The 26,596-nt window shown below is 46.6% G+C and carries 22 protein-coding genes and 1 tRNA gene; 12 read left to right on the plus strand and 11 right to left on the minus strand.

All coding sequences use genetic code 11. The features are described from left to right. The first annotated feature begins 284 nt into the window (after positions 1–284). The 5 genes from IC229_RS29165 to IC229_RS29185 all read left to right on the plus strand — a co-directional run bounded on the left by IC229_RS29165 (position 285) and on the right by IC229_RS29185 (position 5,594). Entirely contained in the window at positions 285–1,247 is a 963-nt protein-coding gene (locus IC229_RS29165) for a PhoH family protein (protein WP_190891634.1), read from the plus strand. Beyond that, positions 1,222–2,586 carry a M43 family zinc metalloprotease gene (locus IC229_RS29170; RefSeq protein WP_223834255.1) on the plus strand — a complete coding sequence of 455 codons (1,365 nt, stop codon included), beginning with the start codon at positions 1,222–1,224 and terminating at the stop codon, positions 2,584–2,586. Before IC229_RS29165 ends, IC229_RS29170 begins: the two co-directional genes overlap by 26 nt. Before the next feature lie 90 nt (positions 2,587–2,676). Beyond that, a complete protein-coding gene (locus IC229_RS29175) occupies positions 2,677–3,129 on the plus strand; it encodes a GNAT family N-acetyltransferase (RefSeq protein ID WP_190891570.1) in 453 nt (150 codons plus the stop codon). Further along, positions 3,126–5,255, plus strand: coding sequence for a ComEC/Rec2 family competence protein (locus tag IC229_RS29180; protein ID WP_190891572.1), 2,130 nt, complete (start codon positions 3,126–3,128; stop codon positions 5,253–5,255). Before IC229_RS29175 ends, IC229_RS29180 begins: the two co-directional genes overlap by 4 nt. An 87-nt stretch (positions 5,256–5,342) precedes the next feature. Continuing rightward, a complete protein-coding gene (locus IC229_RS29185) occupies positions 5,343–5,594 on the plus strand; it encodes a Uma2 family endonuclease (protein WP_317171661.1) in 252 nt (83 codons plus the stop codon). Between the two features lie 6 nt (positions 5,595–5,600). On the opposite strand, the gene IC229_RS29190 is transcribed toward IC229_RS29185, so the two are convergent. From IC229_RS29190 to ispG, 4 genes are all read right to left on the minus strand, one after another. Continuing rightward, positions 5,601–6,158, minus strand: coding sequence for a tetratricopeptide repeat protein (locus IC229_RS29190; RefSeq protein ID WP_190891575.1), 558 nt, complete (start codon positions 6,156–6,158; stop codon positions 5,601–5,603). Positions 6,159–6,227: 69 nt separating this feature from the next. Continuing rightward, on the minus strand, positions 6,228–6,578 hold the full coding sequence (locus tag IC229_RS29195; protein ID WP_190891577.1) for an MmcQ/YjbR family DNA-binding protein: 351 nt from the start codon (positions 6,576–6,578) through the stop codon (positions 6,228–6,230). Then, entirely contained in the window at positions 6,575–6,763 is a 189-nt protein-coding gene (locus tag IC229_RS29200) for a DUF6728 family protein (protein WP_190891578.1), read from the minus strand. Before IC229_RS29200 ends, IC229_RS29195 begins: the two co-directional genes overlap by 4 nt. Before the next feature lie 124 nt (positions 6,764–6,887). Next, positions 6,888–8,909 (minus strand): (E)-4-hydroxy-3-methylbut-2-enyl-diphosphate synthase, encoded by a 2,022-nt coding sequence (ispG, locus tag IC229_RS29205; RefSeq protein ID WP_190891636.1) that lies wholly within the window; start codon positions 8,907–8,909, stop codon positions 6,888–6,890. 271 nt (positions 8,910–9,180) lie between these two features. Between ispG and IC229_RS29210 the strand changes: the two genes are divergently transcribed. Next, positions 9,181–9,564 (plus strand): hypothetical protein, encoded by a 384-nt coding sequence (locus tag IC229_RS29210; RefSeq protein WP_190891580.1) that lies wholly within the window; start codon positions 9,181–9,183, stop codon positions 9,562–9,564. Positions 9,565–9,636: 72 nt separating this feature from the next. Here the strand turns inward: IC229_RS29210 and IC229_RS29215 are convergent, their stop codons facing one another. Then, positions 9,637–10,509 (minus strand): lysophospholipid acyltransferase family protein, encoded by an 873-nt coding sequence (locus IC229_RS29215; protein WP_190891581.1) that lies wholly within the window; start codon positions 10,507–10,509, stop codon positions 9,637–9,639. 125 nt (positions 10,510–10,634) lie between these two features. On the opposite strand from IC229_RS29215, the gene IC229_RS29220 reads away from it, so the two are divergent. Together IC229_RS29220 and IC229_RS29225 are read left to right on the plus strand one after the other, a co-directional pair. Then, on the plus strand, positions 10,635–11,297 hold the full coding sequence (locus IC229_RS29220; protein ID WP_190891583.1) for a WbqC family protein: 663 nt from the start codon (positions 10,635–10,637) through the stop codon (positions 11,295–11,297). Positions 11,298–11,360: 63 nt separating this feature from the next. Then, positions 11,361–13,889 (plus strand): ATP-dependent Clp protease ATP-binding subunit, encoded by a 2,529-nt coding sequence (locus IC229_RS29225; RefSeq protein ID WP_190891585.1) that lies wholly within the window; start codon positions 11,361–11,363, stop codon positions 13,887–13,889. Positions 13,890–13,964: 75 nt separating this feature from the next. On the opposite strand, the gene IC229_RS29230 is transcribed toward IC229_RS29225, so the two are convergent. Then, positions 13,965–15,317, minus strand: a complete 1,353-nt coding sequence (locus tag IC229_RS29230) for a phosphatase PAP2 family protein (RefSeq protein WP_190891587.1) — start codon at positions 15,315–15,317, stop codon at positions 13,965–13,967. 408 nt (positions 15,318–15,725) lie between these two features. On the opposite strand from IC229_RS29230, the gene IC229_RS35480 reads away from it, so the two are divergent. Continuing rightward, positions 15,726–16,631, plus strand: coding sequence for a sensor histidine kinase (locus IC229_RS35480; RefSeq protein ID WP_317171659.1), 906 nt, complete (start codon positions 15,726–15,728; stop codon positions 16,629–16,631). Beyond that, on the plus strand, positions 16,624–17,316 hold the full coding sequence (locus IC229_RS29240) for a LytR/AlgR family response regulator transcription factor (RefSeq protein WP_190891591.1): 693 nt from the start codon (positions 16,624–16,626) through the stop codon (positions 17,314–17,316). Before IC229_RS35480 ends, IC229_RS29240 begins: the two co-directional genes overlap by 8 nt. Positions 17,317–17,391: 75 nt before the next feature. Here the strand turns inward: IC229_RS29240 and IC229_RS29245 are convergent, their stop codons facing one another. The 5 genes from IC229_RS29245 to IC229_RS29265 form a co-directional block, all read right to left on the minus strand. Beyond that, a complete protein-coding gene (locus tag IC229_RS29245) occupies positions 17,392–18,309 on the minus strand; it encodes a PhzF family phenazine biosynthesis protein (protein WP_190891593.1) in 918 nt (305 codons plus the stop codon). A gap of 79 nt (positions 18,310–18,388) precedes the next feature. Beyond that, entirely contained in the window at positions 18,389–20,146 is a 1,758-nt protein-coding gene (locus IC229_RS29250; RefSeq protein WP_190891595.1) for a GMC oxidoreductase, read from the minus strand. A gap of 183 nt (positions 20,147–20,329) precedes the next feature. Further along, positions 20,330–21,616 carry an adenylosuccinate synthase gene (locus IC229_RS29255; protein WP_190891597.1) on the minus strand — a complete coding sequence of 429 codons (1,287 nt, stop codon included), beginning with the start codon at positions 21,614–21,616 and terminating at the stop codon, positions 20,330–20,332. Positions 21,617–21,870: 254 nt separating this feature from the next. Then, positions 21,871–22,377 carry a Fur family transcriptional regulator gene (locus tag IC229_RS29260; protein ID WP_190891599.1) on the minus strand — a complete coding sequence of 169 codons (507 nt, stop codon included), beginning with the start codon at positions 22,375–22,377 and terminating at the stop codon, positions 21,871–21,873. A 120-nt stretch (positions 22,378–22,497) separates the two neighbouring features. Continuing rightward, positions 22,498–24,768, minus strand: coding sequence for a RelA/SpoT family protein (locus tag IC229_RS29265; RefSeq protein WP_190891601.1), 2,271 nt, complete (start codon positions 24,766–24,768; stop codon positions 22,498–22,500). A gap of 246 nt (positions 24,769–25,014) precedes the next feature. On the opposite strand from IC229_RS29265, the gene IC229_RS29270 reads away from it, so the two are divergent. Continuing rightward, a tRNA-Leu gene (locus tag IC229_RS29270) sits at positions 25,015–25,096 on the plus strand. A gap of 108 nt (positions 25,097–25,204) precedes the next feature. Then, a complete protein-coding gene (tig, locus tag IC229_RS29275) occupies positions 25,205–26,566 on the plus strand; it encodes a trigger factor (protein WP_190891603.1) in 1,362 nt (453 codons plus the stop codon). Positions 26,567–26,596 lie beyond the last annotated feature (30 nt).

Genomic DNA, 26,596 nt, shown 5'->3' on the forward strand with positions numbered 1-26,596 from the left:
CAATTTTTACGTAACATTCTGGTAATGTTAGCGCTATAAGCCCGAAAAATTTTTTGATAAATTTTATTGAAAAGCAACGAAGAAGAGATGAACATAGTATGGGTAGGTAGCAGGAGGCTGTCTGTCAGCAAGATACGTACTTATTCCAAAAATTTACTCGTTTTATGCTAAAATAAACTGGGTTCGGGTGAAATCTGTCGACGGAATAATTTTTTTGCAAAATGCGTTGTAGAAGTAAGGAAAACGCTTATTTTTCGGAATCTCCAACTAAATCTATTTATCATTTGGTCGAAAAAGTAATCACCCTTGACAATGTCTCGCTCATCGACTTTCTGGGTGTAGAGAATCTTACTATTAAGGAAGTGGCAGCCGCCTTTCCGATGAGTAAAATTATTTCGCGCGGCAACGAAATCCGGATCAAAGGCACAACGCCTGAAATCAGCCGCATCAGTGATATCCTGGATTCGCTGATTGAACATTATCAGAAGTACGGGAAAATAACCCAGGAAAATGTTCAAACCTACATCAGTCACAGCGGGCAATCCGTTGCGGGGAATATGGCTCCCCCGACACCGCCCGACGATGATGAAGTGCTGGTTTATGGTAACCGGGGCGTAGTGGTTCGGGCGAAAACCGACAATCAGAAACGACTGGTTGAAGCAGCTGAGAAACATGATCTCGTTTTCGCTGTTGGTCCGGCTGGTACGGGTAAAACCTACACCGCCGTCGCCATTGCGGTGCGGGCGCTGAAAAACAAGGAAGTCAAGAAAATCATCATTACGCGTCCCGCTGTGGAAGCTGGTGAAAATTTAGGCTTTCTGCCAGGCGATTTAAAAGAGAAAATAGACCCATATCTCCGGCCGATTTATGACGCGCTCGACGACATGATTCCGGCAGAGAAATTGAAGTTCTATACTGAAAATCGGATTATTGAAATTGCTCCGCTGGCCTACATGCGGGGACGTACGCTCAACAATGCATTTATTCTGCTCGACGAGGCTCAAAATACGACTTCCATGCAGATGAAAATGTTTCTGACCCGTATGGGCCCTACGTCGAAGGCGATCATTACCGGCGACCGTTCGCAGATTGATTTGCCGAATCGACAAAAATCGGGGCTGGTTGAGTCGGTCGATATTTTAAAGAATATTAAAGGAATTGCATTTGTTGAACTCGATGGGCGCGATGTGGTCCGTCACCGGCTCGTTCGTGAAATTATCAATGCATATGATAAAGCGGGGCAATAATAGCCTAACTAACTGGAAACGAACTGGCTTGCTGGCCGGTTCGTTTCTGTGTTTACTCTCCTCGATAACCTGGGGTCAAACGATTTCGGCGAATTCGCCTGAAGAAGAATTACCCAACCGATGTGCTACGGTGGTGCGTGAACAGTTTTTGCAGCAACAGAATCCGAATCGGCTCCGACTGTTGAATAAGCTTAATCGGCAGCTTCAGGCAATGGAAGATGCGCCTTCGCTACGGCAGCAGGCTACCGACACCATTTTCCGGATTCCAGTTGTTGTACATGTAGTACATAGCAATGCATCGGGTACGATAGGCGGATCGAATAATGTGAATATTTCGGATGAGCAAATTCGTTCGCAGATTCAGGTGCTGAATGAAGATTACCGACGAAAAGTTGGCACAAATGGCTACAATACCAGCCCGATTGGCGCCGATGCCGGCATCGAATTTTTTCTGGCTACTACTGATCCAAATGGACAACCAGCTACGGGTATAACACGTCATTATTATCAGCAAAAATCTTCATTTGACGTATTTAGTGACGCAGAACTCTTATCCCAAATTGCCTATTGGCCTAGCGACCGTTATCTTAATATCTGGGTAACTTCAGTACAAAGTTATTTGGGTTACACACAATTTCCGATAGCCGCTGATACGTTACAAGGGCTGATTGATCCTCAGTATGCAAATGAACGTACCGATGGTTCCATTATCGACTACCGGTATTTTGGTAAGCAAACGGGTACTGTAACGAGTTCGTTGTATGCTTTAGGACGTACCGCTACGCACGAAATCGGGCATTGGTTGGGGTTATTCCACGTAAATGGTGACGGTAGCTGCGGGGATGACCATGTAGCCGACACGACGCCGACGGATAACCTGAATCAAACTCGCTTCTGCAACGATATATTTTCAACCTGTTCAGGCCAGCGATTACGGACTCCTATTGAAAATTACCTGATGTATTCGCCGGATGCCTGCATGAATATGTTTACGGCGGGCCAGGTAGCTCGTATGCGTCGGGTACTGACGTTAAGTCCGGCAAGGGCCAGACTGATCAAGTCAGTGTCGGCACCGTTGGCTGAAACCGAAACGCTGACTATCAATGTTTACCCGAATCCATCCAGCGCTGATCCAACCGTTGATGTGCAACTGAAAGGTTCTCAGTCATTTATGGTCGATTTATTTGATCTGAATGGACGCCAGCTTCGGTCAACGTCCTATACTAACTCCCCCAGCACACGTGTGGCACTCGCTGTTAATGGATTAAGCAAAGGTTTGTATATTGTTCGGGTGAAAACAGATAATGAAGTAGCCAGCAAACGCCTGCTCGTTCCCTAATTGCGGGCATAGGGGTAAGGGCATAGGGCCAAAATAATACTAATCCCTTTGCCCCATGCCCATACCCTATGCCTATTAATTTATCATTTTATGATTGATGTTTTCCCCATTTCAAATCCCGCTGATCTGGAACATGCTTTTGCCATTCGCCGACAGGTGTTTGTTGAAGAGCAGCACGTTTCGGCCAGAGAGGAATACGATGAGTTTGAAGAAAGTAGCCGCCATTTTCTGGCTCGCGCTGACGGAAAGCCCTGTGGCACAGCTCGCTGGCGTCGTACATCAGGAGGTGTTAAGCTAGAACGTTTTGCCGTGCTGCCCGATTGTCGGGGGAAAGGCGTCGGTAAGGCGCTGGTTCGTGCTGTACTTGATGATGTGTTCAGTCAGCAACCCGAACCCATTGAACGGATTTACCTGCATGCTCAGGTGTCGGCGATGCCACTTTATTCCGGTTTCGGGTTCGTTCCGGTTGGGCCAATGTTCGAGGAGGCTACTATTCAGCATTATAAAATGGTGTTGCCTGGTTCGGCTTACACAACAGAATGAAAGGATTGCCATTCATTCGCTACGTTGTGGCATTTATGGCGGGCATTGTTTTGTATGATCAATTGCCTGATTTCTACCAATTGCCGCTCATCGCCTTTCTAGTTGGGTCTGGATTGCTATTGTCAGGCTTATTCCACAATTGGGGAAAAGTCGTCAAACCTGTTCAAATTAAATCGGGCGTTGGTGCACTGCTGATATTGCTTGCACTGGGTTGGGGAATTATCTGGCAACGTACCGCCAGCAATTGTCCCGATAACATTATCCACCTGACTGATACGCTACGTGCCTACGAGGGCGTAGTGGCAGCTCAGCCTGAATCCCGCGCCAAAACCTTTCGCGTCGAACTGGAGCTTCGTCGGGGAAAAGTTGGACGTTCAAATCAGCCTGGACGTAGTGAAATTCCTCATTGGCAGTCACTTAGTGGACGTGTCATTGTGTATCTGAATAAGGCCAACCAGCCGATGCCTCGATACGGCGAAGTCTGGCTGGTAACTGGCGCTCCTCGTCCAATCGATCCACCGCTGAATCCCGGCGAGTTCAATTACAAACGATACCTTAGCTATCGGAACATTTATCACCAGCAATACCTGCGCCCGTTTCAACGGCATATTCTGGGAATTGAACCGCCTAGCCGAATTACCCAACTTGCTACGTTTGTAAATCGCTGGGCCGATAGTACGTTCATTCAACAGATTGGCTCCCGGCCTGAGTTTGGCATCGTAAACGCCATGATTCTGGGCGTTCGCGACGATCTGGATACAGAACTATACCGGGCGTATTCGGCGTCCGGTGCTGTGCACATTCTTTCGGTTTCAGGACTGCATGTTGGTATTCTGTTCAACGTATTGACGTTTCTGCTTGGTTTTCTTGCCAAACGTCCACGTGGTAAGTTGCTAATGGCTGGTCTTCAACTGGCGATTCTTTGGTTTTACGCACTTGTTACGGGCTTTTCGCCACCGGTACTACGTTCGGCTGGCATGTTTACGTTGCTCATTTTAGCCCGAGCGTTGGGCCGTCCACAGCAGTTGATGAATACGTTGGGCGCGTCGACTTTTTTCATTCTTTGTTTCGACCCATACGCTCTATTTTCAGCAGGGTTTCAGTTATCGTGCCTGGCCGTGGGTGGTATTGTGTCCTGGGAATCGTCGCTTTATCAATCCGTTACGTTCCCGAATAAGTGGGTAGATAAACTCTGGAAATTGACAGTAGTGGCGTTGGTTGCTCAACTGATCACGTTTCCATTAGGTGTTTTCTATTTCCATCAATTTCCAACTTATTTTCTGCTGGCAAATCCAGTGGTCATGATGCTTTCGGGCGTACTACTTCCGTTGGCTATGGCTGCGTTAGGGTTAAGTTGGGTGCCTTATGTAAATGATTGGCTGGGATTGCTTCTGCAAAAAGTGGCCTGGCTGCTCAACTACGTAGTGACGCAAACGGGCGAACTTCCCGGTGCTACGTGGGATGGGCTTTGGCTTTCACCAGTGGCGATGTTGTTGACATACGCGTTCATTATGAGTGCAGTAACATTAGTACTGACACGTAGCAAATTATACGTTTGGGCTAGTTGTATCACCGCTGCTTTATTGGCTGGCGTGAACCTCTGGGATGAACATCAGCAATTGAATCAGCAAAAGCTGGCAGTCCATTTTCTGCCGCATCGAACCGCTGTCAGCCTGACCGACGGCCACAAAAGCACGTTAGTATCCGACCTCGATAGTAATGATACTCGCTCATTCGATTTCTACCTCAAGAATACATTCGGGCAATGGGGGATTTCTGATTTGGCTAGAGCCGATGTCAGAACTGCTACGTTATCAAACGTTCCAGCGTATTATCGCACAAATGAATACGCCTTGTGGGTTTGGAAAGGGAGAACGCTGTTATTGGTCAATAAACTAACTACGTCCAATTGGCGCCTGCCTGCGGTGGTCGATTACCTCATTATCCGACGTAACGCGCTACGTAACTGGAATCAGTTGAATGGGCGAGTCGTAGCTCGGCACATTATTTTCGATGATTCTAACAAAACACCCTTGACCGATAAGCTTTTGGCCGAAGCAAAGGAACGTAGCATTGCCTGCTACTCAGTCAGGCAAATGGGGGCGTATGTGACTGAACTGGAGTAAGGTTTGTGTATTTACGAAGGAAAACAATACGTCAATGACATTTAGTATTGCAAACGTACCGGAAGAGCAGCGGACAACAACTGTAGAATTCACCGATTATCAGATGATGATGATGCTTTTTATGCTTTCTGCCGTCAGAATGAAAATGCTAAGGAAAAGATGCGGGAATACGTAGCGAATGGTGTTCAACTGGGCTGGCTTATCGACACCAAGCAGCAGCAAGTGCTAATTTACCGAGCTGATGGAACAATCAGTAAACATACCGATTTTAGTCAGCCTATTTCAGGAGAGAACGTATTACCCGGCTTTGCATTCGATTTACGCTTACTGCTACGTTAAATAAACCTACGACTTCATAACCGGATTGGGCCGGGTGAAGGGCGGTTGCAACAGTAAATGAAACGAATTTTCATCGCCAAGGATAACGGCTCGGCGGAGGTCGTTTTCGGCCTGGGGAAGTTGCCGGAGCTGGACGCGGGCCAAGGCCCGCCACCGATAAGCGTCTGGTTTTTCATCGCGAAAATGCCAGACAGCTTTGTCGAATTCGCGAAACGCCTGCTGATATTCAGCTGTATTATAGAAAGCGATACCCCGATCCAGGTAGCAGTCTGCTAACGTATTGTCACGACTGATGGCTTCTGTGAGGTCGTAAATAGCTGAGTAATAATTCTCCTGAATGAGCTGGCATTTTCCTCGATAAGCGTAGGCAATGGCTGATTTAGGATGGTGCCGAACAGCGTCGTTAAAGTATTGATAAGCCTCGTCATATTTCCGAAGTCTCACTAAATCCACACCCTTTTGAAACCGCTTCCGGTCTTTATCGGCCATTGTGTCGTGATCTACCCAGAAATACCGGATGGTCATGTAGATTCCGAACAACAGACTTATCAGCACAACTTCCATAACTCCGTCAGGTTGGTTGTATTTCTGCGAATTTACAACGTTTTAGGCTATACCGCCAACGTAACGGCCTTAATTTAGTGTAGCCTGAACCGCTTTGGGCAAACTTTTTCGAACGAGCTCATACGAAAGGTTAATCCATTCCTGAACATCACTGCTACGTACCCGCCCGTCAATTGTAACCGTGTTCCAATGCTTCTTATTCATGTGATAACCTGGCGCCACTGCACTATGTTCGTCACGTAGCTGAACGGCTAGTTCAGGGTCACATTTGAGGTTAATGGTTGTTGGGCGGCTCTCGGTTGATAGTAAAGCGAACATTTTTCCGCCTACTTTAAACACCAGCGCATCACCCCCGAACGGAAACGATTCTGTTGCGTTCGGTTTGGATAAGCAATACTCGCGCAAGGTTTCTACATTCATCGGCCACAATGACGAACTGTGTACACAATCACTGCAATCAAAAACATGATAATTGATATCCGGTTGATACCGTGCATCATACGCAGGTTTACGCTGGTCGGCTGATTGGGGTCAGGTTTTCTGAAAACCCGGATGAAATAGGTAAAAACAGGCCCGATTTTAAGGTAATCGATGAATTTGTTCACGCGAGGCTAATGAAAAATGAGTAATGAAAAATGGATAATGGATAAAAAAAACGGCTCATTTAGATAACAATCATACGTATCAAAACATTACGCAGAATGATCATTATTCATTATAAATTATCCATTATTCATTAATTAAAGTTGGTTCAATCCAGCGATCATCTTCACGGATGAGCTCGATGAGTTCATCCACAGCTCGATCAGCAGGTACCGATTTTTTAATGACCTGCTGACCGCGGTAAAGCGAAATCTTGTCGCGACCAATACCAACGTAGCCATAATCAGCATCAGCCATTTCGCCGGGCCCGTTTACGATACAACCCATAATACCGATTTTAACACCTTTCAGATGGTCGGTACGTTGACGAATATGCGCCGTTGTTTCCTGTAAATCGAACAGCGTCCGACCGCAGGATGGGCACGAAATGTATTCGGTTTTGGTGATTCGGGTGCGGGCGGCCTGTAAGATGCCAAAAGCCAGATTATTCAGTGGTTTGAGCGTATCGGCCCCCACTGACGATAGCATGATACCATCACCCAGACCATCAATCAGTAATCCACCCACATCCGTTGCCGCATATAACGGTACGTCCTCCATTGGTACGTCGGTATAGCTACGTTGGACAACAACGGGAGTGGTAATTCCCTGATTAATCAGTTCGACAAATAATCGTCGTAGTTCAGCCATAGCATGCGCGTTGCTGGTGGTTATCAGCAGCACGACGGTCTGGTCGGTACGTAGCGTTTGGAGTAATTCGCCCGACAGGTCTGGCAGTGACAGATGTACTACGTTCAGGCGTTGGTGCAACAGCGTCTGCGCTGTCTGAGCGTCCAGATACGTAGCGGCAGAGAGTAGGGGATACGTATTAGCCTTATCCGAAACCGATTGCCAGGCGCTATAATCCAGAATCTGTTTGAGGCCGTTAGGTAACATAAACGAAGCCGGATGCGAACCAGTGTAGATATAATCGGCGCCGAGGTCATTCATGCGCCACTTGTCGGGTTCGGGCAGGTAAAAATGACCGATTGGTTTTAAATCTTCGTGCTCACTGACGGCAATCTGGCTAAAATCAGCAATAACGCGCGGTACGTTCTGACCGCCGAAATTGGCTACTTCATGCGTTGTCCGACGAACGTACTGAAATGGATTGATGGGGTAATGCGTAACAGCAGGAATTGGCTGACTTTCGGCGGAACGGTTTGTATAGCGCTCAATAAGTGCCTGTGCCACCGGAGCTTCGCGTTCGGGCTCTTCGGTCAGCGACACGCGGACGGTATCACCAATACCATCTTCCAGCAACGTACCGATACCCAGTGCAGACTTGATACGTCCGTCTTCGGCCTCGCCCGCTTCCGTAACGCCGAGGTGAAGCGGATACGGTTTTAACCCTTCTTCATCCAATCGCTGCACAAGCAGTCGGTACGCTTGCACCATCACCTGCGGGTTGCTCGACTTCATCGAGAGGACGATGTTGAAATAGTTTTCGTCCTCGCAGATACGTAGGAACTCTAACGCCGATTCGACCATGCCGACGGGCGTATCGCCATAGCGACTCAGAATCCGGTCGGAGAGGGAGCCGTGATTGGTGCCGATTCGCATAGCCGTTCCGTATTCTTTACAGATACGTACCAGCGGCAGAAACTTGGCCCGAATCCGCTCCAGTTCGGCCTCATATGCTGTATCAGTATAATCAATAAATTCAAAGCGTTTGCGGTCTGCGTAGTTGCCCGGATTGATACGTACTTTCTCGACAATTCGGGCGGCCAGTTCAGCGGCATTGGGCGTAAAATGGATGTCGGCTACTAGTGGCGTTGTATACCCACGTGCACGCAATCCTTTCCGAATATTTTCCAGATTCTGCGCTTCTTTTACACTGGGCGCGGTAATACGAATGTACTCGCAACCCGCTTCAATCATCCGGATCGACTGTTCAATTGAACCCTCAGTATCCATCGTATCAATGGTAGTCATCGACTGAACACGTATCGGATAATCGGAGCCTAACGGTACGTCGCCAATGGTGACCGGAATGGTTTTTCGACGGATGTATTCCGTCAGCGAAGGCGTATAAAGAACAGGAGAATCAGTGCGTTCCAACGTAGCGGTTTGGGTAGACAACGAAGGGGTAAGAATCGAATCGGACATACAGGTATCGGCATTGCCGTTTGACCAGACAAAGGTACGCAAAAACACGCGTTTCGGTTTCGTACCCGCTATTTGGAGAACGTAGTGATATCGCTTAATGTTCTCCTGTTTATCATTAATTGATACGTTACTACTCAGGTTGATTGAGTAGATAATTCGAACAAAAGGCGGATAAAATGGTTGAATAAGTGTAGTTGCCAGCTCAGTCCATGAAGAAGATTGTGTTGGATTGAATTAAGCAAATACGACCAATCAACTAATACGTTACGTTATGAAAACCAAGTTATTAAGTGCATTTGCACTCGCGTTCATGATTAGCCTGGGAGCCTATGCGCAGGAGTCTACTACCGCGTTGAGTAAACAGGAAAGGAAAGAAATGCGTCGCCAGGAGAAAGCAGAACGCAAAGCCCGTATGAAGGAAGACCTGAAAAACACGGGCAGAGCCATTGGAGAAACAGCCGATGAAGCAGCTCAGGGTGCTAAAGATAAAGCCAAAGTAGCCGGGGAAGCGGTCGATAGTGCAGCCACAAAAACTGGACGAGCCGTGAACAAAGGTTTAGATAAAGCTGAAAACGCCATCGTCACCGAAGGTGATAAACTAAAAGCGAGACGCGATTCGGTACGTGCTGAAAAAGCGAAACGCGATACGTTGTAGACAACACTAATGAACCACGTACCGTCCCGAACGTAGCGAATCTCACTACGTTCGGGGCGTTGTTTTTTTGGATCAGGAAAGTTTTGCGCCTATTTTGGGATATTTAGCCCGCCAGTGTTTCCAGCGCTTATGCGACCACAGCCAGTCTGAAGGGTGTTTTTGAATGGTTTCTTCTAAAAGGTCGCGGTAGCGTTCCAGAATAGTACCTTCTGGTAAATTTTCATAAGGTGGTTCGCCAATGCATGTGAACGTAACACGATAATGCCCCCGCCGAACCCGCACTAACTCAGTGTAAAAGACGGGTAGGTTCCGGCTTCGGGCTAGTCGCTCAGTGCCAGGGTAAAAAGGCGTATCGCGATGGAGAAAATCGGTCCAGTAGGCTTGCTCCGGTACGTCGGGAACCTGGTCGGCTACGAGGGCAATGATACGTGCTACGTTTTTTTGCGTAGCCAGTCGGCGTGGCAGCATATTCATTGGTACGGGGACTGCACCAAAACTTGAGCGAACCGTTCGCATCATTTCCTCGAAAAACGGATTGCTCAGTGGCTTATAGATACTATCGACGGGCATACCGTGTAACACCGAAGCCGATGGAATCCACTCCCAGTTACTCTGGTGAGACGCCATACCAATTACGGCCTGGCCTTTAGCTAACTCTTCTTTGACGAGGTGGGCATTTGTAAATTGTACCCGCATCCGCAATTCGTCGGGTGACATGTCGGGCATCTTAATCGTTTCAACTAATAAATCGGTCAGATTCCGATAGAAGTCTCTGGCAATTTGGCGAATATCGCCCGATGTTTTGTCGGGGAATGACTGGCGCAGATTGTCAAGCACTACACTACGACGGTAACGTATTACGTAAAGCAGTAAAAAGTACAAAAAATCGGATATCCCGTACAGGAACCAAAGTGGCAGGCGGGAGAGCAGGCGAAAAAAGAACATGCAATAGGTTGATAGCGGGCTAACAAACGGGAATCGCCGTTTTATTGCAACACGACTAAAAAATTAAAAATTTGTAATTTCAGTTGGTGGTATTGATTTTTTGCTTTAATTGTGAACGGATACGCATGCTTTTATTGGAAAAGTACCAGTTACCGTCGCAACCGACTAATTTAGTAATCGAATTACATTATTTACCCTGTCTGGATTACATAACGGGGCTGATGCAGTTCGAGCAAGTGTGGATTGAGGCTCAGGAGCACTACCAGAAGCAAAGTTACCGAAATCGATGCTATGTTCTGACAGCAAATAAAGTGGAGGCCCTCGCCGTACCCGTGCAACAGGGCACCCATCACCTGCCGGTTCGCAGTCTTCGGATTGACAATGACCAGCCCTGGCAATTGCAACACTGGCGATGTTTACAGGCCGCATACGGTAAAGCGCCCTTTTTCGACTACTACGCGCCCGACCTGGAACTTGTTTATCAGAAAAGATGGACGTTCCTATTTGATTTGAATTACGAACTGCTGACAATTTGTCTGAAATTTCTACGGTATACGCCTACCCTGAACCTGACAAATTGCTATGAAAAAGCGACCTCAATCGGTTTTTTTGACGCTCGATCGAGGCTAAATCCACGGCAACGGGTCGATTCGTATATATTCCATCGACCCGCACCCTATCAGCAGAATTTTGGCGTTGAATTTGTACCGAATCTTAGTATTGTAGACCTGATATTTTGCCAGGGGCCAGCCGCACTGGATGTGCTTAAGGCAGGATTTCGGGAATGAACAAATCTGTAAAACTCTTCGTTAGGCCAGTAAGCAAGCTTACCTAAGGAGACCCTAAATCGAATGGAAGCAAAATTCTCAAACCGCGTTAAGGAAGTTATCTCGCTGAGCCGGGAAGAAGCCTTACGCTTAGGCCACGACTACATCGGCACGGAACACCTGCTGCTGGGTATGATACGTGAGGGTGAGGGTGTGGCAGTTGGGTTGCTGAAGAAACTCGGCATCTCACTCGACGAACTCCGGGTTACTATTGAGCAGGCCACGAAAGGAACCGCTACCAACAACGTGAAAAACCTGGCGAATATTCCGCTGACCCGTCAGTCGGAAAAGACGCTGAAAATCACGTATCTGGAAGCCAAAATTTTCAAAAGCCCGCTAATCGGAACGGAGCACCTTTTACTATCGATTCTGCGCGATGAAGACAATGTCGCCACGCAGATTCTCAATAAGTTTAATGTTAATTACGAAGTCATTAAGGAGATGCTGGAATATCAATCCTCGGGAAGCCGTCCGGTGATGGGTCCCGAAACCGACGATGACGACAACGATCGGGGGATGTTTGGCGGTAGCAGCTCCAGTTCGGGGAAAGACCCCAAAGGTTCGGAGAAATCCCGGACGCCTGTACTCGACAATTTTGGTCGCGATTTGACCAAGCTTGCCGAAGTTGGTAAACTGGACCCTATCGTTGGTCGTGAAAAAGAAATCGAACGTGTCGCTCAGATTTTGAGCCGCCGTAAGAAAAATAACCCAATTCTGATTGGTGAGCCCGGTGTTGGTAAAACCGCCATTGCGGAAGGTCTTGCGCTACGTATCGTTCAGAAAAAAGTATCGCGCGTATTGTTCGGCAAGCGCGTCGTTACCCTCGACCTGGCGTCGCTGGTAGCAGGTACGAAATACCGTGGGCAGTTCGAAGAGCGGATGAAAGCCGTTATGAACGAACTGGAAAAATCGCCTGAAGTTATTCTCTTCATCGATGAGTTACACACCATCGTTGGTGCCGGTGGCGCGTCGGGTTCGCTTGATGCGTCGAACATGTTCAAACCAGCTTTAGCACGGGGTGACATTCAATGTATCGGTGCTACTACGTTGGACGAATACCGTCAGTACATTGAGAAAGATGGCGCATTAGCCCGTCGTTTCCAGATGGTTATGGTCGATGCTACGTCAATTGACGAAACCATTGAAATTCTGAACAACATCAAGGATAAATACGAAGATCACCACCACGTTAACTACACCAAAGAAGCCATCGAGGCTGCGGTGAAGTTGTCGGAGCGGTATATTTCGGATCGATTCCTGCCGGATAAAGCCATCGATGTAATGGATGAAGTTGGCGCTCGCGTTCACATCTCCAACATCACGGTTCCCGAAGATATTCTGAAACTGGAAGAGCAGATCGAGAATATCAAGAAAGAGAAAAATCAGGTTGTTAAGAGTCAGAAATACGAAGAAGCTGCTCAACTGCGCGACAAGGAAAAACGCTTAATCGACCAACTCGACCGTGCCAAACAGGCGTGGGAGGAAGACACGAAGAAGCGTCGTTATACAGTTACGGAAGACAACGTAGCGGAAGTAGTCGCAATGATGACGGGAATACCTGTTACCAGCGTTTCGAACGACGAAGGTAAGAAACTCGTCAACATGGGCGAGGAGTTGAAAGGCCGCGTTATCGGTCAGCAGTCGGCTATTGATAAGTTAGTCAAAGCGATTCAACGGACACGCGTTGGTCTGAAAGATCCGAAGAAACCAATCGGTTCGTTTATCTTCCTAGGTCCAACGGGCGTCGGTAAAACGGAGTTGGCTAAAGTACTCGCTACGTACCTCTTCGACAAAGACGATGCGCTGGTTCGTATCGATATGTCGGAATACATGGAGAAATTCAGCGTTAGCCGTCTGGTCGGCGCTCCTCCGGGCTACGTTGGTTATGAAGAAGGTGGTCAGCTGACCGAGAAAATCCGCCGGAAGCCTTACAGCGTAGTACTGCTTGACGAAATCGAAAAAGCGCACCCAGATGTGTTCAACATTCTGCTACAAGTGCTTGACGATGGTATTCTGACGGATGGCTTAGGTCGCCGGGTTGACTTCCGGAATACGATCATCATCATGACCTCGAACATCGGGGTACGTGACCTGAAAGATTTCGGTGCAGGTATCGGTTTTGCTACCAAGCGTTCGGCTGAGTCGCAGGATGAGCTGATGAAGAGCACGATTCAAAGTGCGCTCCGGAAAGCGTTCTCGCCGGAATTCCTCAACCGTCTGGACGACGTGATTGTGTTCAACTCGCTGCAACGTGAGGATATTCACAAAATCATCGACCTGATGCTTGGCAAACTGCTGGGCCGTGTAACGAACTTGGGCTATGCCGTTGAACTGACTGAAAAAGCGAAAGACTTCCTGTCAGAAAAAGGTTACGATCCTCAATACGGTGCCCGTCCGCTAAGCCGCGCTATCCAGCGTTATCTTGAAGATCCCGTTGCTGAAGAAATCCTGAAAGGCGAACTCAAAGACGGCGACGTAATACTAGCCGACTATAATGGTGAAGGTGAAACGTTGACTATTTCGGTGAAGAAACCTGAAGCTGTTGTAGAATAAGTGACAACAGTAGCTTACTAATAAAAAAGACCGATCAGAAACGTTCGGTCTTTTTTTATTGACTTGTAAAAACATCTATTGCCGAACAGTCTTTGTGGGTTTTGCCAGCGTTAACGATAATTCGACACCATCTGCTTGTACTTTCTTGATGATGGCAGCTCCAACTTTTTTACCTGTTTCGAGCCCTACCTCATTATCCGTGCGGAAATGAATTCCCGCCTGAAAACGGGACTCTGCCGCATCTTTTGCTTTCTTCTGGAAATAAGCTTTGTCTTCAGGAAAAAAGTAAGAAAATAGCGCACTATACATGCCACTCATCATAGCGTGTCCTGATGGATAACCAGGAAAAGGCGGGGTCGGTACTAATGGTTGATACGTTGTGTCGTACTGATCAGGGCGGATGCCCCAGTAAGCGTACTTAGCCTCGAAACAGGCTATAAAACAATCATACGCTGCGATATTCGTAATGGCGTAAAGCTGGGCTGCCCGTGGTGGATTCAAATGCAGGTTACTTTCAAATATTTTTTTTGTAAGCACATCGCTCCAGAAATCCTGACTGGCCCAATATAACGCATTAGCTTTTGATCGAAAGGTTTGTTTAAAGTTTTTTAATTCTGTCATCTCTTTAGAAAAGTCAGGTGGTGGGACAGGCCGAAACTGACTGCTACTGTCCAGCACTACTGTTTTGTTACGTCCGGCAAGGGGAAACATCGGCTTTTTCCCGTTCCAGAGCCCAGGTTTAGTTGGTATTTTACCATTCCAGGCTGTTTTATTCGCAAAATCTTTTGTCTGCTCAATCTCTTTTTGGGCGATACGTTTGCCCAGTTCAAAACCCGCACGAGTGTCACTGGGAAAGGCAACGCCGGCGTCAATACGTGAAACCATGAGTCGTTGGGCCATCCGATTGACCGAATCTGCCAGAGAAGGATAGAAATGAGCAATAAGCGTAGTTGCTACGCCAGCCGCTACTGAATGTTCGCAGGGATACGAAGGGCTTTCTGGCTTCGTTCCCCAAGCCTTTATCCGACTGTCAATTGCAAATGGACGGGGCCGATTCCAGGCGTATTTAGTGTCCCAGGCTGCAATAGTGGCATCGTAAATGGCAGCACTAAGTAACATGTTTGCTAAAGCGCCATTGTAGCTCGTATCAGTTATCCACAATTTGTTCATCATTTCCAGCCATCGGTAACCGGGCGCTCCAGCGTTCCAGTACGTTATCTGTTGAATAACCGATGCATTCATGTCTTTTTGCTGAGAAAGCACTTGTGTAATTTCAGCTTTGTAGGAAGACGGCGAAGGCAAACGATACGTCTTGCCTGATGGAATAAACCAGGTTTTCCAGGCACCAGCGTCAGGTTCCAACTGAGCCAGTAGGGGAGGAGCCGTTACGTAGTATAAGGCTATGAGGAAGAGCAAATTCTTTTTCATAAACTGCATGTTTTTTTAGGCAAGATTATCGAATCGGAATCAACTGCGAAAGCGAGTGTCAACCAATAGCAGTTCATAGTAAACAGACGGTATAATTACGCTGATCAACCCATAAACACTGGTGAATAAACGAGCGTCTTAGTGCTGAACAGGATTTACTTCTTCTGATTGACTTTTATCGGTTATTTGTTGAAGAGAAACCCGATTCTGTAGACGTCAAAACGTAAAAGCAGAAATTAATCCCATATTGGCAGTAGGATGAAGATACCTATTGATAAGGATCAGCGTGTATTTTATAGTCGGGCAGCTCTGGGCTGGACATTATTATGGTTGTTTACGTATCTGGTTAATGATACGGAGATATTTTTTCTGCGTTTTGCTAACGAAATCTGGCGGAATTTTTATCTCGTGGCTATCAATTTTCTTTTCTTCGAATTTGCGCTGCCTTGTATTACGAAAAAGAGAAAATATATCCTGGTAAATATCATCCTTGCTATTCCTCTTTTGTTGGGAACTGTGCTTTTACTTTCGTATGGTTTATATGCTTGGCGACAAGTTGGTATACAGTTACATATTTATACCGCTTTACGAACTGATACGTCCCTGTCTGACGCCGTTGCATTTCAAATGCAGGGAGGTATAATGTCACTGCTATTTTTTGGCTTTACAAGGCATATTTATGCGTATCAAAAATTGAAACAAGCCGCTCAGCAACTACGTATTGAAAAACAAGAAGCCGAACTCAATTATCTTAAATCGCAAACTAATCCGCATTTTTTATTTAATACGTTAAATAATATTTATTCATTGGCCAGAGATAAATCAGAACTAGCGCCTGAATCGATTTTACGCTTATCTCAACTGCTACGTTTTATGCTGTATGAAACCAGTGGAGAGTTTATTGCCATTGAGCAGGAACTCAAAATTATGAGCGATTACATTGCTCTTGAAAAACTGCGTTATGATGAGACGTTGCGGGTTAATGTCAATCACAATATTGATGATATGAAACAGGCTATACCACCCCTGCTGCTGATTCCCTTGGTTGAAAATGCATTCAAACACGGCGTTTCGGAAACCCGACATCAGCCCTTTGTCGATATTCATCTATCGGTAAAAGAGCGGCAACTAGCCTTTATTGTCAAAAATTCGACGGAGGAATTTTCTGGCGAACAGCGTGTAAAAGAAAATATTGGCCTTTCTAATTTAAGACGGCAATTGGAGTTGCTTTACACGGATTATCAACTATCGGCGAAACAAAGCGAATCAGACTTTTCCGCTACGTTACAAATTAATCTGGCAAGCCATGTCTAACATAAAATGTATTATCGTTGAAGACGAGCCATTAGCTGCAAAAGTTTTATCGGATTATATTTTGCAGGTCCCTTTTCTGAAATTACTAGGCACGTTTAAAGATGCGATTCTTGCCACCGACTATTTAAGATCTTCTACCGTCGATCTTATTTTTTTAGATATTCATCTGCCGAAATTAAAAGGCTTAGCTTTTCTAAAAACACTTGCCATTCAACCCGCAATTATTATTACTACTGCTTACCATCAATATGCGGTGCAGGGTTTTGATCTTAACGTGACGGATTATCTTTTAAAACCTTTTGACTTTGAACGTTTTTTAGTAGCTGTGAATAAAATAAAAATCTCAGCGATGGACACGCAGAAATCAGCGATAAATCCAGATATAAAAGATTATTTGTTTCTAACTATTCAAAAAAAGAAAGTTAAAGTATTATACTCGGAAGTTCTTTACATTGAAAGTCAGCGTGAATACATTAAAATAGTCACGACAAAAAAAACGTACCTTTCTAAAATGAGTACACATGAAATTGAGGCTCTATTACCGGTTACAATTTTCAAACGCATTCATCGATCTTTTATCATTTCAATTGATAAAATTGATACTTACACGGCTGAAATTGTTGAAGTAAATGGAGTCTCTATTCCTGTTGGCAGAGGCTACCGGGAAATTCTGGAAAACCTGTAAGTACTGATGTTAATAAATTAGCAATAGGTTTATTTATGCTCCCGCTACACCTGCTAATCGAATGTTCTGCATTATTTATACGTACCAGATTCCTTTAGCAATTAATCTGCTTCTGCCACCAATGTTTAATACGTAGTGACCATTATTTAGTTCGCCATCCAAATAGATATACGAATTTCTATTTATCTGAAAACCCTGCTCAACTACAGCCTTAATGCTACGTTGCTCATAGGTTAGCAGATAAGCCAACAGACACCCGTTAGCACTACCTGTAGCTGAATCTTCCGATACTTTATTATTTTCAATCAACAGCATTCTGGCATTGTAATTATTCTGATTACCATACGTTTCCTTCGTGAAGAAAAAAAGCGATGTTGAATGACCAGTCGAGCTATTCGTGCGGTATTTTTTTTTCGACAGAAGGAAATTTTTGAACGACTGATATGTAAGCTCAAGGTTTTCCATAGCCACTAAATTTTTGAGCGGGATAATGATGTAAGGCAGCCCCGTACTGATTTCCTGAATGGGAAGCCTAGGATCAATGTCATCGACGTTGATTTCCAGACCTTTTGCTACGTCACTGGCGTCGAACGTTTCGCGGAATTCGGGCTGGGTTTGCCGCATGTAAAATAAGCTGTTGTTAAGATTCTGAGGTTCCCGGATCGAAATCTCTATATCACTGTAAATTAGTTCAAGCGTCAAATTCTCAGGCGCTTTTGGAGTAAGAAATTTTGCGATAACATAGCTGGTGCCGAGTGAAGGATGTCCCGCAAATGGCACCTCGTGCTCAGGCGTGAAAATCCGCACGACAAATCGCTGATTGTTTTTATTTTCTTTGATAAAAGTCGTTTCGGCGAAGTTAATTTCCCGGGCGATACGTTGCATATGCTCGTCGGCGAGCTGATTGTCTAAATCCAGAAAGACAGCCAGTTGATTTCCCTCATACCTGGCGTTGGCGAAAACATCGACGATGTAATACGTAATGGTGTTCATGAATGGAAATAATAAAAGTGCGGGCTGCGAAGATAACATCTTTACAGCCCGCACTTTTGGGTACGTCAATGAATAATCACTAAATGTTTTTCTGCTTCACCTGATCAATGAAATACTCGCTTGCACGCATAGAAGCGGCCAGAATAGTCCACGTTACGTTCTTATCGCCCTGCGTAGGGAACGGAGCTGCATCAACCACAAACAGGTTTTTCACATCATGTGCCTGCTGAAACTTGTTCAGAGCCGACTTTTGGGGGTCGTTGCCCATCCGAACAGTACCTACTTCGTGAATGATACGTCCGGGGGCGGCTAAACCATACCCATGACCCGAATCAGGACCAGGCTTGGAACCAAGCGCAATACCGCCCATCGCATGGATGATTTCCTCGAATGTGTCCTGCATGTGTTTCGCCTGTTTGACTTCGTAATCCGACCATTTGTAGTGGAAACGTAGCGTTGGAATACCGTATTTATCAACTCTGGTAGGGTCGATTTCGCAGTAATTGCTTTCTAGAGGAACCGGCTCACCGCGACCCGCCATGCTGATGTAAGCGCCATAGAACCGGCGATAATCGTCTTTTAAGCCTTTACCATAGCCGCCAGCTTGCTTCATTTGGCCGTCACGACCGGGAATTTTTCCGTTCAACGATTCGATGCCACCACCGAAACCGTAACCCGGCATACCCATACCCCCTCCGTACTCAATGTGATACCCCCGTGGGAAGTCTAATTTCTTGTTATCAAGCCACCAGGGTGTAAATACGTGCATGCCGCCTACGCCATCTTCATTATAGCGTTTACGGTCCATTAGTGCCGGAACGAATCCAGAGCGGCTAGCGCCGGTCGAGTCGTTCAGGTATTTACCGATAACACCACTACTATTGGCTAAACCAGTTGGGAAACGGGATGATTTAGAATTCAACAGAAGCCGGGCTGATTCGCAGGTGCTGGCTGCTACCATAACGGCTTTGGCACGTACCGTGATCTCCTGTAACGTGGCTTTATCTACGTAGCTAACGCCTGTGGCCAACCCTGTTTGTGGGTCGGTCAGGACTTCGCGGGCCATTGCACCGTTTACGAGTGTTACGTTGCCCGTTTTAACCGCAGGAATACAAAGCACTGATGAAGCCGAAAAGTCGGCATAAGCCTGGCAGCCACGATTACATTGGTGACAATAAAAACATTGTCCGCGCTCATTATTGATGGGCTTAGTCAGAATGCTCAGCCGTGAGGGAACAACGGGAATTCCTATGCTTTTACCCGCCTTCCGAAGCATCAATTCATGAAGCCGGGGCTTGGGTGGGGGCAGGAAAAAACCGTCTGGCTCGTTCGGAAAATCGGGTAAGTTTGTCCCGAATACCCCAATGAGTTTATCCGTTTTGTCGTAAAACGGCTTCATGTCTTCGTAAGCAATAGGCCAGTCATCACCCACGCCTGTGATCGACCTCCGGCGGAAATCATCGGGGCCGAAACGTAGTGAAATACGTCCCCAGTGATTCGTGCGCCCGCCGAGCATCCGTGAGCGAAACCATCCGAATTCGGTACCGGCTACTGTCGAGTATGGCTCCCCTTCGATTTCCCAACCTCCCCAGGCCGCGTCAAAATCCCCACCCGAACGGGCTTCCGTTGAGGCTCCGCGTCGGGGCGATTCCCAGGGCCATTTTAATTGCGTAATGTATTTCGGGTCGGCAGGGTCATAATAGCCGCCGGCTTCGAGCAGTACAACTTTAGCACCCGCTTTTGCGAGCGTATAAGCAGCCATGCCGCCCCCGGCACCGGAGCCAACAATTGCCACGTCGTAAACAGTGGGCGCTTTTTTGATTTGTGGGGTATCCATTCGGCAATCAGGGCTTAGTAAATGTTAGTAGTAGCAATAACACGTAGTAAAAGGCAGTTGTGGGCCGGGTTTACTGTTTTCGTACAACCTTCCTCTAATGAATAATGCACAATGATTAACGAGTAATGGGCCGTTAGTAATCCATTATTCATTAATCATTGTGCATTATTCATTAACTGACTATCAGGCAATAACCGCTTGCCGATGGATGATGGCTTCACGGTCCGGACTGGTCGAAATAAAGTTAATAGGGAGGCCGAGTGTATCTTCCAGAAAATAGACGTAGTCAGCCAGTTCACTTGGTACGTCGGTAAACGACCGGATGTTGGTCAAGTCGGATTTCCAGCCTTTGAACGACTTATAAATGGGCGTTACGTCGGTGTCGCAAAGATCATACGGCAATTGCTCAGTGATCGTACCGTCGGGCAGTTGGTAATGGGTACAAATGTTGATTTCGTCGAATATATTCAGTACGTCTACTTTCATCATGACCAATTGCGTTACACCGTTAATCATGATAGCGTATTTCAGTGCGGGCAAATCAAGCCAACCGCACCGACGTGGACGCCCGGTAGTAGCCCCAAATTCACGGCCTTCCTGACGCATACGTTCACCGGTCTCATCATTGAGTTCGGTAGGGAAGGGGCCGCTACCCACCCGAGTACAATACGCTTTGAAAATGCCAAACACTTCCCCAATCTGCTTGGGTGCTACGCCTAAACCCGTGCAGGCACCTGCTGTCATGGTGTTGGAGGACGTAACGAAGGGATACGAACCGAAATCAATGTCGAGTAGAGAACCCTGAGCACCCTCGGCCAAAATCTTTTTGTTGTCAGTCAGTGCGCCGTTTATGACATATTCAGTGTCAGTCAGTTCGAATTGCTTCATGAATTCAATTGCGTCGAAGAACTCAGTCTCCAACTGTGGCAATACCGACGCAAAATCGAACTGATTGTGCTCAAGAATCGTCTTGTGCGTTTTTAAAAGCTGGCCGTATTTCTCGCGGAAGTTGGGCGACAATACGTCACCAACCCGCAATCCCTGCCGGGCTACTTTGTCCTGATACGCTGGACCAATACCACGTAGCGTCGATCCGATTTTCGATGCGCCTTTGGCCTGCTCGTAAGCAGCATCCAGCAGTCGGTGCGTTGGAATGATAATCGATGCCTTGCGTGAAATCTGTAAATTCTTTGTGAGAGGCAGGTTGAACTTTGCCAGACCGTCGATTTCCTTTTTGAACACGATGGGGTCCAGCACGACGCCGTTACCAATAATATTCTGAATGTCGTCGCGGAAAATGCCGGACGGAATCTGATGTAGCACGTGTTTTAAGCCGTTGAATTCGAGCGTGTGCCCGGCGTTGGGTCCACCCTGAAATCGGGCAACAACCTGATACTGTGGCGCTAATACGTCCACAATTTTACCTTTTCCTTCGTCGCCCCACTGGAGCCCTAATAAAACATCAATCATTAGAAAAAAGAATTTGGAACGGCCTTATTAAGCAGTCCCATACAAAAAAAGTAGAATGACTCCGACTGTCGTCGGTACGTATCGTTATGCTTAAGGTCGTTGGCTGATGATGCGTTTTAAGTACAAATCAAGCGAGTTTTTGGGTTCGCTGGTCAATAAAATTAAAAAAAGGTAGCAGATTCCTGTTAATCAGGTAATCTACTACCTTTTTTACTATGCTTCAGTATGACTAATACGTAACGTAGCACACTACGTTAATCTTCAACAGGTTCTGTCACTTCTACTTTTGTTGCAGCTAATTCGCGATTTTCGCAGAAATCGCGGGCGCAGGAGCCGTAGAAAATCAGTGAGTGGTGCAATACGTTGAATTTCAGCATATCACCAACCATATTCTGGATATTCTGCACGCGCGGATCGCAGAATTCCATCACTTTGTGGCAGTCAGTGCAAATCAGGTGGTCATGTTGGCGGTATCCGTATGATTTTTCGTATTGAGCCAGATTTCGCCCAAACTGATGTTTCGTCACCAAGTCACAATCGACCAATACGTCTAACGTATTATAGACTGTGGCCCGGCTCACCCGGTATTTTTTATTTTTCATAGAGATGTACAACTCGTCGACGTCAAAATGGTCCTGACGATTATAAATCTCTTCGAGAATAGCAAAGCGTTCGGGTGTTTTTCGAAGACCTTTCCGTTCGAGGTACGCTCGAAAAATCATCTGGGCAGCCTCTAAATTCGTTTGTGTCGGCGCAGGCATATCCGTTTCCGATTAGTTGACAATGCAAAGGTAAGTTTTGCAGTTGCAGGTTTCAAGTACAGGCTCTTCCATACCGTGTAATATATATACAGTATAAATAAAAGAAACCATTGTCATTTTCTAGGAGTCGAATCGAACTACCTCAAAAACGCCTTTTACTTGTTCGAGTTTGTTCATCAGCGTATCGAGGTGAACCGTATCGTGGACGTATAGCTTAATATTTCCCTCAAAAATACCGTCTTTCGAATCGATTGCCACCGACCGCATGTTGATGTGTAATTCGTTGCTAATCACCCGTGTTACGTCGTTGATCAGGCCAACTCGGTCGGTACCAGTGATACGTAGCCCCGCCAGGAAGGCCAGTTCTTTTTGCGACGTCCATTTCGCTTTGATGATTCGGTTGCCATGGTTCGACATCAACTCAACGGCATTCGGACACGTAACACGGTGAATTTTAATGCCTTCATTAATCGTCACAAAACCAAATACGTCATCACCCGAAATCGGATTGCAACACTTGGACAGCGTATAGTCGATGCGGTCCATGTCTTCGCCAATGAGCAACATGTCGGCATCGGCTCGCTCACCGTGAATCTTTTTAAGCTCTTTAACAAACGCCTTGGCGTCGGGTATTGTATCGGTATTGAGTTTATTAGCGCGGTTTTCCTTCGCTTCTTTATCCGACTTGAATTTCTTCAGTTCGCCTACGTCAATATGACCTTTGCCTACGCGGTAAAAGAAATCGTCGGTGGTTTTCGACCCGAAATACGCCCGTAACTGGTTCAGGACTTCGTTGGTCATTTCCATACGTAGCAACCGCAACTTCTTGGCAACTGCTTCGCGACCGTCGGTAACGTAGCGTTTGTTATCTTCCTTGATTAGATCCTTAATCTTGGTTTTTGCCTTCGAGGTTACCACAAACCGCAGCCAGTCTTCACTGGGTTTCTGCCGATTCGACGTAATGACTTCGACCTGATCGCCATTTTGCAGTACGTAACTCAAGGGCACCAACGTATTGTTGACCTTGGCAGCCATACAGCGGGCACCCACCTGCGTGTGAATGTCGAACGCAAAATCAAGTGCTGTGGCACCTCGTTGCAACACCTTTAGTTCACCTTTGGGCGTAAAAACAAATACTTCTTCGCTGTAGAGATTGCTCCGAAAATCATCGACAAATTCAATGGCGGCCTTCTTATCACCATGCCCCGCCGACTCAATCATATCGCGTACCTGACTGATCCAGGCCTCAATGCCGGCACCCGCCTGCGTGTCGTTGCCTTTGTATTTCCAGTGAGCCGCATAGCCTTTTTCGGCAATTTCATTCATGCGCTCGGTACGTATCTGTACCTCCACCCACTGCCCCTGCTTGCTCATGACCGTCGTATGGAGCGATTCGTAACCATTAGCGCGTGGCGTACTAATCCAGTCCTTCAGACGGTCGGGGTTGGGTTTATAATGGTCTGTAACGATGGAATAGGCTCGCCAGCAGGCAGCTTTCTCTTCTTCCTGCGCTACGTTGAGAATGATACGTACCGCGAACAAATCATAAATTTCTTCGAACGGTTTTTTCGATTTGCTCAGCTTGTTCCAGATGGAATAAATCGATTTTGGCCGGCCTCTAATCACGTATTTGATTTTGGTTTCGGCCATATCTTTTTCAATCGGTTCAATAAACCGACCGATGAATCGATCGCGGGCCAGCCGAGTTTCGCGAAGTTTTTTGGCGATATCCTTATAAGCTTCTGGTTCAACATGTTTCAGGTACATGTCTTCCAGTTCCGACTTAATGGTGTATAAACCCAGCCGGTGAGCCAGCGGAGCGTAGATATAAATCGTTTCGGAGGCAATCTTCAACTGCTTGTCGCGGGGCATGGAGTCCAACGTCCGCATGTTGTGAAGCCGGTCGGCCAGTTTAATGAGAATGACCCGTACATCGTCGGAGAGGGTCAGCAGCATTTTTCGGAAATTCTCGGCCTGCTGCGAAGAGCCGTACTCAAAATAGCCCGAAATTTTGGTTAAACCATCGATAATGCGGGCTATTTTTGGGCCAAAAGCGCGATCAATGTCAGCAATGGTCGTTTCTGTATCTTCCACTACGTCGTGGAGGAGCGCGGCTACGATGCTGGTAGTGCCCAGGCCGATTTCTTCAACGGCAATCTGCGCCACAGCCAGTGGGTGGTATATATAAGGTTCACCAGACCGACGACGCATATTCTTATGCGCTTCGGCCGACATATTAAACGCTTTCTTGATCAGCTTCGCGTCGTCGCCTTTCAGCATGGGCTTCGCGGCACGTAGCAGGCGTCGATAACGTTTGAGAATTTCCTGTCGTTCCAGCTCCAGGTCAATAACGGGCTCCGGGTGGGGGCGACGGTCGATTGTATTCATCATGATGGCTTCGTTGCAGGGATTGGCATCGGTAGTACGCGTTCTACCAAGATAACAAAATATTCGCCGAAAAATGACCGGATATTATCTAAAAATAAAACCTTCGTGCGAATCACTTGATGAGTTAAATTTTTTTCATACTTTTGCACTCCCAAACACGGAGTTACTGAAGTACGGAGTTATAGGGTTTCTTTACAGGAACAACTTTACAACACTAGAACTCTAAACTTTACAACTCCAAAAGGCCATGCGGGCGTGGCGAAATTGGTAGACGTGCCAGACTTAGGATCTGGTGCCGCAAGGCATGGGGGTTCGAGTCCCTCCGCCCGTACTAAAGTTAAAAGCGAAAGAGTGAAAGAGCGAAAGAGCGTTTGTCTGTAAATGACTCACTCTTTTATTCTTTCACTCTTTCGCTCTTTCGTTTTAAACCGACATACACGTGGATATTACCTTAGAAAAAGCCAGCGATACCAATGCTTCGCTGAAAATTACACTGACCCCTGCCGACTATAAGCCGGAAGTTGATAAAAAGCTGAAAGATTATGGTAAGAAAGTTCAGCTGAAAGGTTTCCGGCCGGGCCACGTTCCTGCTTCGCTGGTTCAGAAAATGTACGGCAAAAGCATTCTGGTTGACGAAATCAACTCGATGCTCAGCAAAACGGTTAGCCAGTATATCCGTGACAATAAACTTCAGGTAGTAGGCGACCCGATTCCAGATCGCGAACAGGCCGAAGCTATTGACTGGGATAATCAGACTGATTTTGCCTTCAGTTATACCTTAGGACTGGCGTCGGAATTCGATATTGATTTCAGCGATCTGCCGAGCGTTACGCAATATGCTATTCAGGCGGGTGATGCCGAAGTGAATTCGACAATTGCTGATCTACAGCAGCGTTTCCATACGCATGCGCACGGCGAAGAAGTTGGCGAAGGCGATACCATTTATGGGGAACTGAACCAAGTGAACGTAGCGGAAGGAGAAACGGGTTTCTCAGCCAAAACTGCCCTGCCGATGAACAAAATGGCGGAAGAGTCCAAAGGTCAGTTTGTTGGTAAGAAAAAAGGAGATGCCGTTACGTTCGTACTGGAGCAAGCTTTCCCTGATGAGAAAGCACGCGCCAATGCTACTGGCGTTAAAGCCGAAGAAGCCGCTGACCTGACTGGTGAATTCACCTTTTCCATCGACGATATTACCCGCCATGAACCCGCTGAACTGAATCAGGAGTTTTTCGACAAAGTGCTGGGTGTTGGTGCGGTTGAAGATGAAGAACAGTTCCGGGCGAAAGTGGTCGAAGTTATTCAGAGTAACTACGCTCGTGAGTCGGCTCAACTGCTACGTTTAGATATTGAGAAAACGCTGCTCGAAAATACACCTATTCTGCTTCCAGACGAGTTTTTGAAAAACTGGTTGCTGGAAGTAAACGAAGGTAAATTCACTCCTGAGCAGGTTGATGAACAGTATGATGACTTCGCGAAGTCGGTGAAACTGCAACTCATCAAAAACAAGATTGCCGATAAAGCAGACATAAAGGTTGAGTTTGAGGAAGTCTTGAACGTAACGCGGGCGATGGTACGCGATCAGTTTGGTTTTGCCAATACCGACGATGAGGAAATGAACAAAACCATCGACCGGATTGCTCGTAACTACCTGATGGATGAGAAAAATAACGGTCAGAACTACACTAGTACGTTCAACCAGGTTTATGACGATAAAATCATCGAATACGCTAAAACGCAGCTGACAACAGTTTCGCAGGACGTAACGGTCGATGAGTTTAAAGCGCTGGTTGAGAACCGGTAAGAATTGACCGATACGTTTATAAAGCAGAAG

Origin of the sequence: Spirosoma profusum (assembly GCF_014699005.1) — a bacterium.
Classification (GTDB): domain Bacteria; phylum Bacteroidota; class Bacteroidia; order Cytophagales; family Spirosomataceae; genus Spirosoma; species Spirosoma profusum.